6 protein-coding genes are annotated in these 3,164 nt (G+C 56.1%); 1 reads left to right on the top strand and 5 read right to left on the bottom strand.

The window, feature by feature from the left end; translation table 11 throughout:
• Window positions 1-1,066: MFS transporter (locus AAAC48_RS07655; protein ID WP_340653616.1), on the top strand; the 1,066-nt coding region annotated here is incomplete at its 5' end.
• A 51-nt stretch (window positions 1,067-1,117) separates the two neighbouring features.
• Here AAAC48_RS07655 and AAAC48_RS07650 read toward each other — a convergent pair.
• The 5 genes from AAAC48_RS07650 to AAAC48_RS07630 form a co-directional block, all read right to left on the bottom strand.
• On the bottom strand, window positions 1,118-1,456 hold the full coding sequence (locus AAAC48_RS07650) for a DUF190 domain-containing protein (protein ID WP_340653615.1): 339 nt from the start codon (window positions 1,454-1,456) through the stop codon (window positions 1,118-1,120).
• Window positions 1,457-1,468: 12 nt separating this feature from the next.
• Window positions 1,469-1,888 carry a fluoride efflux transporter CrcB gene (crcB, locus tag AAAC48_RS07645; protein WP_340653614.1) on the bottom strand — a complete coding sequence of 140 codons (420 nt, stop codon included), beginning with the start codon at window positions 1,886-1,888 and terminating at the stop codon, window positions 1,469-1,471.
• Complete coding sequence (gene crcB, locus AAAC48_RS07640; protein ID WP_340653613.1) at window positions 1,885-2,286, bottom strand: fluoride efflux transporter CrcB; 402 nt, start codon at window positions 2,284-2,286, stop codon at window positions 1,885-1,887. The genes crcB (AAAC48_RS07645) and crcB (AAAC48_RS07640) overlap by 4 nt, the downstream gene beginning before the upstream one ends.
• Before the next feature lie 27 nt (window positions 2,287-2,313).
• Complete coding sequence (locus AAAC48_RS07635; RefSeq protein ID WP_340653612.1) at window positions 2,314-2,592, bottom strand: hypothetical protein; 279 nt, start codon at window positions 2,590-2,592, stop codon at window positions 2,314-2,316.
• 104 nt (window positions 2,593-2,696) lie between these two features.
• Complete coding sequence (locus tag AAAC48_RS07630; protein ID WP_340653611.1) at window positions 2,697-3,029, bottom strand: DUF190 domain-containing protein; 333 nt, start codon at window positions 3,027-3,029, stop codon at window positions 2,697-2,699.
• Between the last annotated feature and the right edge of the window lie 135 nt (window positions 3,030-3,164).

Here is a 3,164-nt window from a genome sequence, read left to right as displayed (position 1 = left end):
CCGTCTAGATGGGAAGTCGCCCCGCCGCCGGCGCTCTGATCTGGTTTCTGGACGATGGGCGGATGCGACGGGAAAATTCTGGCCGATTACGATTTTCGGTTACATCTTGCAGATGGCTTCCGTACCCGCTTTAGCTCTCACCCAGAACTGGCAGGAAGCGGCTGTCCCGATCATCCTTGAGCGCGTCGGCAAGGCAATTCGCAATCCGCCCCGCGACGTGATGCTATCCCATGCGGCCAAACAGGTCGGCGGCTACGGCTGGGTTTTCGGCATCCATGAAGCGATGGATCAATCTGGTGCCATGGTGGGTCCGCTCCTCGTTGCCGCCGTGCTGGCCGGGAATGGCAGTTATCATGAGGCATTTGCCGTCCTCCTATTGCCGGCCATCCTCAACCTCTCCTTTGTGGCCGTTGCCCGCCTCTCCTATCCACGGCCGCAGGATCTCGAGTCATCACCGCCGAACGTGGCCGGACAGGGACTGCCGCGGCTTTACTGGGTCTATCTCATCGGCGCATCGCTTGTCGCAGCAGGTTTTGCCGACTTTCCGCTGATCGCCTTCCACTTTGAAAAGGCAGATGTGCTGCCGGGCGAATGGATCGCTGTCTCTTATGCGGTGGCTATGGGCGTCAGCGGGACCGCATCACTGATATTCGGGCGGCTGTTCGATCGGTTCGGGTTCAAAATCCTGATCGGCTTGACGATGGTGACCGCGCTATTTGCACCCCTCGTGTTCCTCGGCGAATTCTGGACGTCGCTGCTTGGAGCCGCAATTTGGGGCATCGGCATGGGCGTCCACGAGTCAATCATTCCCGCAGCCGTCGCGCCGATGGTGCCCATTCAGCGCAGAGCTTCTGCTTTCGGATTATTCACCGCGGGCTATGGCGTCAGCTGGTTCGCCGGCAGCGCTCTTATCGGCATCCTCTATGATTTTTCTGTCCCCGGTGCCATCGCCTTCTGCATCGTGGCAGAGCTGGCCGCAGTGCCGATATTCATCTGGGTCGGACGACGTTATGACATGGTTGTTGTTGCCACCCCTAAGCAGCGGGATGAATCGTCGTCGCACTGAATCGCAGACGTTGTCGTTTGAGTTCCCTTGTTTTGGCGAGAAAACACATATCTAGCCACCGTCGCCGTAGCGTATGACCTGGACTTTCTCGGTGGTTATCAGGCAGCTCTTCGTCATCTCCATGATCTCTGGGATCAGCTTCTCCACTTTTTCGGGGGAATCGACGATCTCCACCACAATCGGAAGGTCCTGCGACAGGCGGAGTATTTTGGCCGTATGTAAAACACTGGACTTCCCGAATCCGAGTGGCCCGCGCAAAACAGTTGCGCCTGCCATGTGCATCTCCCGCGCCTTGGCGACGATCGCCTGGTAGAGCAGCGTACCATCAGAGGTTGTGTCCTCCTCGCCGAAAAATATCCTTAGTAACGTGGATTCTTTGGGAAGTTGCATATCATCCTCCGTTTACCTGTTGATGCGCACGGCGAGCACGTACCCAGCAAAGGCGGCTGTCAGCGCGAAAAATACCACCGCCGCGAGGTAAAGGGCACCGCGAAACATATTGCCCTCGAACACCAGCATGAATGAATCGAGACTCATCGCGGAAAAGGTCGTGAAGCCACCACAGATACCACCCGTGACGAACTGGCGTCCTGCCGGACCGACAAGCAAGCGTCCATCCGGACCAGTCAGTGTCGCAAACAACATGATTACAAATGAACCGACGACGTTCACGAAGGCGGTCGTCCAAAGTGCGCTCTGGCCGAACCCAGTGACGATGATGAACCCTGACAAAAAGCGCAACAGGGATCCAATGGCGGCCCCGCATCCGACAGCCAGATAGAGTCTCCACACTTCAGCTCTGCGCCGGCTGTTGTTGGTCATTGCGCTGCTCCCAGCATCCATTGGATCATCCAGAAGCCGAAGCCGACAGCAATAACGCAAAGGACGGACGAGGCGACAATATTGAACAGGGCCTGGCGGTGTTCACCGTCCAGGGCCATGTTGAGACTTTGCAGGCAAAAAGACGAAACCGTCGTATAGCCGCCCAAGAGGCCGACAACGACAAAGTCGCGAAACATTTCTCCAGCAAACACCCCTCCCAAAAAGCGCGCCAGCCCGGCCACAAGTCCGATGACAAAAGCTCCGGATACGTTCACGACGAACGTGCCCCATGGAAAGGTTTCGCCGAAACGTCTGCCGACGAAGCCGGAAAGAAAGAAGCGCGCCACCCCGCCGAAAAATCCGCCGACCAGCACCAGGACACACGCTTCAAAACTCATGGAGGAAGGTTTCCGAAACAGGGACAATCAGGACCTGATATTCGTTCTATCCGGCTGCTGCAACAGAAGTTGATGAACACGTGCTGTGACCATGGCGGCCGCCTGCCAGATGCAGACGACGATTATCACCGATGCTATGACAACCATCATACCCGTTCGTGTCGCAGCGTCCGCTGCGGTCATATCAGCGAGCAATGACGCACCGCTAAGCAACAAAACGATCAGGATGATCGATACCATCGAATAGAAGTCGGCCCATCGCTTGTGGATCTTGAGAGCCGTGATGAAGGAGTCTTCCGCAGCCATGGTGTATTCTTTCCTCTAGCGTTCAATTGTCCAACGGCGATTTACACGACATTGCGCTGCGACCGCGATCGGCCGCTGGACACGTTGTCTGCACCCGCGCCAGCCTAGTCACTATCATCGCGAAAAACGTTCACCTTTTCTAAGGTAATCAGGCAGCTCTTTGTCAAAGCGGTAAGCGTTGGCAAGAACGCTTCTATCTTCGATTCCGTGTCAATGATCTCGATGACGTAAGGCAAATCCTGCGAAAGCTGCAGCATATGTGCCGTATGCAAGCTGCTGGAACGGCCGAAACCAAGCTGACCACGGAAGACTGTTGCTCCTGCCAAATGCGCTGCCCGCGCTTTGAGGACAATAGCCTCGTAGAGCGGAATGCCGTCAGCCCGGTCATCCTCACCGATGAACACACGCAGAAGCGATGACCTGACCGGGATTTGCATCTTCGGCTTCCTGGTAGATAGGCTGTAATGTTACTCTTGGTTGTAAGCTGAAGAAACAGCTGTTTGCTGGCGTAGAGTTATGCGCCACATAGCGCTGAAGATTTCACGCCATTTACCGCTGAAAGTCACAGGCAT

Source organism: Phyllobacterium sp. (genome assembly GCF_037994405.1).
Taxonomy (GTDB): domain Bacteria; phylum Pseudomonadota; class Alphaproteobacteria; order Rhizobiales; family Rhizobiaceae; genus Phyllobacterium.
Note: the sequence above shows the minus strand (reverse complement) of the source record. Positions and strands in the feature narration are given on the sequence as shown.